Below are 5,444 nucleotides of genomic sequence, written 5' to 3' on the forward strand. Positions count from 1 at the left end.
GGGTCTGGGCCGAGGTCGCGCTCACAGCGGCCCCCGCGGCCGCGGTGTCCGCTGGCTTGTCCGCCGTACCGGGCGTGCCCGGCTTGTAGTCGGCGAAGAAGTCCCACCAGGCACGGTCGACCGAATTGGGATCCTGGAGGTACTGCTGGTAGATCTCGTCGACGAGCCACTCGTTGGCCCCGAAGGCCGCGGCAGGGTTCTTGCCCTGCCCGTCTTCGTCGGTCGAGATACTCGTGTTACTGGGGGACTGAGACGACACGGCGTGAACCGCCCTCTTCCGCTTCACAAGGTGATGGACAGCGGGAATCAAGGCTACGCCTACCGGACCCGCAGATGGAGCCTGGTCTTGCCATCGTCGCGCACATCACATCCGACGGCGGGTTTCAGCGTATGAATTGGCGGGAAACATGCCGGGTCCGCCTCACCAGGGACTTCACAGCGCCCCGGCTACGGCAGGTAAACGGCCCGCAGCCCGCCCGTCCCCGACTCCGTACCCGGAGATCGTGCGCTTACGTACCTAACCCTCCCGACCATACGTCAACTGCGCGCCCTGGGTATTCCTGGAAGGGTGACCTGGATGCGGCAGCCGCGCGCGGATTCGGCCACTCCGATACGGCCGCCGTGCAGATCGACCGCCCAGCGCGCGATCGCGAGGCCCAGTCCCGTACCGCCGTCGCTGCCGGGACCGTGCGGCGAAGGCGCCTGGCCCCGGTTGAACCGTTCGAAGACGCGGTAGCGCTCCTGCTCGGGAATGCCGGGCCCCTCGTCCTGGACCTCCAGGTCCAGCGACTCCGGCTGGGCGCCGCGCCGCGCGCGCACGGTGACCCGGCCGTGCGGCGGGCTGTGCTTGACCGCGTTGTCGATGAGGTTGGCGACCACCTGGTGCAGCCGCTCGGCGTCCGCGTGAGCCGTCAGCTCCGGCGGCGAGACGTCGAGGTGCAGATGGACGTCCGTACGGGTGTGGTTGCCCAGGCCCCCCGGGCTTGACGACAGGCCGCGCTGCGAGGCCGCGAGATTGGCCTCCTTGAGCACCCCGGACAGATACGGCCACACCTCGAAGCGCTGCGCCTTCAGCGGTACGACGCCGTTGTCCAGCCGCGACAGGTCCAGCAGCGTCTCGGTGAGCCGGCCGAGCCGCTCCGTCTGCCGCAGCGCCGTCCGCATCGTCTCGGGGTCGGCGGCCGACACCCCGTCCACCACGTTCTCCAGCACGGCGCGCAGCGCGGCGATGGGCGTGCGCAGCTCGTGCGAGACGTTCGCGACCAGCTCCTTGCGGTGCCGGTCCACGGCCTCCAGATCGTCGGCCATCCGGTTGATGGTGGACGCCAGGTCGCCCAGCTCGTCCCTGCGGTCGGCGCCGCTCACCCTTCGCGTGTAGTCGCCGTGTGAGATGCCCTTGGCGACGGTGTTCATCTCGTCCAGCGGCGCGGTCAGGCCGTGCGCCACGAACTGGGTGATCAGCAGCGTCGCTATCACCGAGAAGACCGTGATGAAGCGCAGCTCGGTCTCCGTACGGAGGGCCACCATCAGCAGCCCGGTCGTGATGAAGACGGAGACGACCACGAGCGTGCCCAGCTTCGCCTTGACGGAGAAGGGCCGCAGACCGCTCCCGCCGCCGGGCAGACCTGGCAGCGCGGCGGGTGGCAGCGGCCGGGTCCGGGGCCGGGTCGTGGGTCGGAGCCTGGTCCTGGTCCGCCGTGGCCGGGGCCGGATCATGGCGCCGGTGTCTCCAGCGCGTAGCCGACGCCGTGCACGGTACGGATCCGCTCCGCGCCGATCTTCCGGCGCAGGGCCTTGATGTGGCTGTCGACCGTACGGGTGCCCGAGGCGTCCGCCCAGTCCCACACCTCGGCGAGCAACTGCTCGCGGGAGAGCACGGCGCGCGGCGTGTTCGCCAGGCACACCAGCAGGTCGAACTCGGTCGGCGTGAGGTGCACGTCCTCGCCGCGCACCCGCACCCGGCGCTGCGCGTGGTCGATCTCCAGCTCGCCGAGGCGCAGGATGCCGCTGCGCGGCGTCACGGCGGCCAGCGCGGCGCGCTCCACCCGGCGCAGCAGCACGTGCACCCGGGCCGCCAGCTCCCGCATGGAGAACGGCTTGGTCATGTAGTCGTCGGCGCCGACCCCGAGGCCCACCAGCATGTCGGTCTCGTCGTCGCGGGCCGTCAGCATCAGCACCGGTACGGGGCGGGTCGCCTGGACGCGGCGGCACACCTCCAGGCCGTCGAAGCCGGGCAGCATCACGTCGAGGACCATCACGTCCGGCTGCCAGGCCTCGGCCGCGTCGACGGCGGCGGGGCCGTCCACCGCGGTCTGGACGAGGAAGCCCTCGGCCCGCAGTCTGGCCGCGATGGCGTCCACTATCGTCGCGTCGTCCTCCACGACCAGGACCCGGCGCTGGGCGCCGGGCGTGGCCGCGCCTCCGTTGTGGCTGGTGTTCGTCTGCTCCATCGCCCCGCCCCTGTTGCGCGTTCCGCGGTCCGTGTTCGTCCCCGGGTCGTGCCCGGGCTGTTCCGGGGTTGCCCCTGGGTGTGCGATCCACATTCGCACCCGACGTGTGGATCTCGTGTGTCGGGGAGCAGCGTAGAGGCAGCGGAGGCCTCCCGGCTACGCAGTGCGAGCAGCGAGATGGACCACGTCGGGCGCTCCCCGGGCAACCTGGATCTCTTCCACCCTTACCCCGGTGAAACCGGCATTCCGCAACGCATCACCGAAGGTCGGGGAGGGTTGAGCCGACCATACGGCGAGTACGCCGCCGGGGTTCAACCGGGCATGGCAGTCGGCGAGTCCACCCTGTGTATACAATGTTTCGTTGCTTTCAGTGACGGTCCAGCCGGGTCCGTTGTCGATGTCCAGGCAGAGCGCGTCGTACGTGTCGGCGCTGTTCCGCACATAATCCACCAGGTCGGTGTGAAGGATCACAGTGCGCGGATCGGCGAGAGCGGCGCCCGAGATCCGGGCGAGCGGACCCTCGTGGTGCCAGTCGATGACGGCGTCCTCCCGTTCGACGACGACGATCCGCCCCCAGCGCGGATCGGCGGCGGCGTGCGCGAGGGAGAAACCGACACCGAGCCCGCCGATCAGGACGGACGGATGGCTCTCACGGCGCTCGGCGGGCAGTGCGCCGAACGCCGCGTCGACGAGCAGACGCTCGGAGCGGCCGTCCGAAGTGTCCATCAGGAAGCAGCCATTGGCGATGATCTCGTGGATGGACCCCTGCTCCCCGAGCGGATCGATGCGCCGGCGCAGCACGATCTCGCCGTACGGCCCCTCTCTGCGGTCGAGGACGAGAGGACTGGCGTAGGGCCCGCTGTCGGGCGCGCTGTCGGGCACGGTGGGGTTCTCCTGGTCCGATGGGCGGACGGCTGCTTGCGCGACCATCCTGGCGGGCGCCACCATCCTGGCGGGAGAGGGAGTCCGCGGACAATTCGGTCGGGACAATTCGTATGCCCAGCCCTCCGGCCGCGACACCCGCGGACCCCCGCTGGAGCCTTAACGTGCTTCCGGCCGGGAGCCGCGCCACGCGTACAGCGCGGCGCCGCAGACGAAGGCGATACCCGCCGTCCACCAAGCTCCCTGCTCGGGCCCCGGCTGCATCGGCCAGGCCCAGAGCGCGGCCGTACCCCCGTGGGTGCGGGGCGCCGAGAGATAGACCCCGCTCAGGTAGACGATCGTCGGCAGCCAGCTCAGCCGCGCTCCGAGCAGGGCGGCCGACGCCGCGGCGACGCCGGTGGCGCCGAGGACATTGCGCACCATCGCCGCCGCGCCGAAGACCCAGGGCTCGCCGGGTACGGCGAGCGTGAGCAGCGCGGCGGCGAGGCCGGTGAGGAGAAGCAGGAGCGTGAGCCGCCTCGGCCACCAGGGGCGTACAGCCGTACGGTCCAGTTCGTCGCTGTCGCTGTGGAGCGCCGTGCCGACGGCGGCCGAGGCGAGCAGCGGGGCGAGGGTGACGACCGGGATGCGCGCGGTGTCGCCGAACCGGTGCGCCGACTGGAGCGCGTACGCGGCCCAGGCCGCGACCAGAGCCGTACCCGCGAGCGCGGCCAGGGTGCGGGGGACGGCGCGTGCGCGGGCGTGCAGGGTGAGGGCGAGCCGACGCGGGGCCGGTGCGCGCGGGGCGGCGGTTTCGCCCGGGGCGGGTGGTCGGGGGCCGGTCACGGGGCGGGCACCTTCTCCGGGTCGCATGTGCCCGCGGCCAGATAGCGGGCGAGGTAAGCGCGGGCCTCGGCCGGGCTCTTCGCCTTCAGTCGCGCGAGTTCCCTGTAGGAGGATTTCCCGGGGAGATGGGGGGACACCGGGTTCGGAGCCAGCCACTGCGACACGGCCTGGTTGATGTCGATCGACCGTGCCACGATCGCGTCGGACGGTCCGGCGCCGCCGTGTTCGGTCTTCTTCCCGCAGTTCAGGACGCGGAGGTTCCTGAGCGAGGAGAACGCGTAGCTGACCGGATCGAGCAAGTCGCCGTGCGCCACCCCGTAATCCAGGTCCATCAGGGCCGCGTCGTGCGGACCCTTGCGGGACGGTCCTTCGATCCAGCGGGTCGGGGCGCCGGGCACCCCGCGCAGCTTCGCGTTCGTCCCGGCGAGCGCCTTCGACACCTGCGGAAGCAGCTTTCCGTGGACGGCGGCCACACACACCTGCGGGGAGCCGTGGTCGCAGACCGGCCGGGCCGCCGCCGGGTTGTCCCGCCAGACCTCGTCGCCGGTACGCGCGACCGGTACGGCGGCGGCGACGGCCAGCGCGAGGGGGACGAGCAGGATGAGGCGGTGGCGCGCCGCGTATGCGAGGAGCACGGCGGCGGCCAGGCCGCCGGTCCACAGGGCGCTCGCAGGACCGAACCACCACACCGGCCGCTCCCAGGAACTGGAGTGCTGAATGGCGGGGTCCAGCCATCGGAGACCGCTGTCGTGGGCGCCGTAGCTCGGAATGCCCAGCACGACGTACGTCACGACAGCCAGCAGCGGCGCGGTGAGTCGCCAGGGAATCAGCCGTCCGACGACAAAGCCGACGACGCCCAGCGCGGCGACGGCCACGGCGTCCGCCGCGGTCAGCGTCCAGAAGGGGTGGCCGGAACTCGCGTACGGCCAGGTGGTGACCAGGCATCCGGCCGCTGCGACGGCGTATCCGGCGGCCGGCCAGAGCGCGGCGGGCGCGGCGGTGACGAGCGCCTGGCGCAGCGGGGGACGCGCGAGGGTGGCGCGCAGTTCGGCGGTGCCGCGCCTGCGCTCCCGGCCGCCCTGCCAGCACCCGGCGGCGATGGACAGCGGGCCGCCGAGCAACAGGCCGGTGACCCGTAGGACGTCGGTGGTCTCGGCCCAGCGCCCTTGCCACTGGGGGGCCTTGGTGTACATGGTGACGCCGACGAGGATCGCGAGCGCGGCGCCGGCCCAGGGGCCGGCTCCGCGCCGGAGTTCGGTCCGCAGGACCCCGGGGGAGCGGCGGCGG

6 protein-coding genes are annotated in these 5,444 nt (G+C 72.1%); all 6 read right to left on the reverse strand.

The genetic code is table 11. The features are described from left to right. The coding region (locus QR77_RS46960; RefSeq protein WP_040024808.1) for a hypothetical protein at positions 1 to 259 on the reverse strand (259 nt) is incomplete at its 3' end. Positions 260 to 537: 278 nt separating this feature from the next. Beyond that, complete coding sequence (locus QR77_RS27935; RefSeq protein WP_040028779.1) at positions 538 to 1,623, reverse strand: HAMP domain-containing sensor histidine kinase; 1,086 nt, start codon at positions 1,621 to 1,623, stop codon at positions 538 to 540. 89 nt (positions 1,624 to 1,712) lie between these two features. Then, on the reverse strand, positions 1,713 to 2,450 hold the full coding sequence (locus QR77_RS27940) for a response regulator transcription factor (RefSeq protein ID WP_040024809.1): 738 nt from the start codon (positions 2,448 to 2,450) through the stop codon (positions 1,713 to 1,715). Between the two features lie 156 nt (positions 2,451 to 2,606). Further along, complete coding sequence (locus QR77_RS27945) at positions 2,607 to 3,332, reverse strand: spermidine synthase (RefSeq protein WP_040028780.1); 726 nt, start codon at positions 3,330 to 3,332, stop codon at positions 2,607 to 2,609. A gap of 159 nt (positions 3,333 to 3,491) precedes the next feature. Continuing rightward, the gene (locus tag QR77_RS27950; protein WP_040028781.1) at positions 3,492 to 4,079 is read right to left on the reverse strand and encodes a hypothetical protein; all 588 of its coding nucleotides are present in this window, start codon (positions 4,077 to 4,079) and stop codon (positions 3,492 to 3,494) included. A 74-nt stretch (positions 4,080 to 4,153) separates the two neighbouring features. Then, a partial coding sequence (locus QR77_RS27955; protein ID WP_040024810.1) for a hypothetical protein occupies positions 4,154 to 5,444 on the reverse strand: 1,291 nt, incomplete at its 5' end.

Origin of the sequence: Streptomyces sp. 150FB, assembly GCF_000818195.1 — a bacterium.
GTDB lineage: Bacteria > Actinomycetota > Actinomycetes > Streptomycetales > Streptomycetaceae > Streptomyces.

Excerpts from the sequence above, each read along its gene's own strand:
- QR77_RS27940 (WP_040024809.1), bottom strand. The coding sequence starts at position 2,450 with ATGGAGCAGACGAACACCAGCCACAACGGAGGCGCGGCCACGCCCGGC.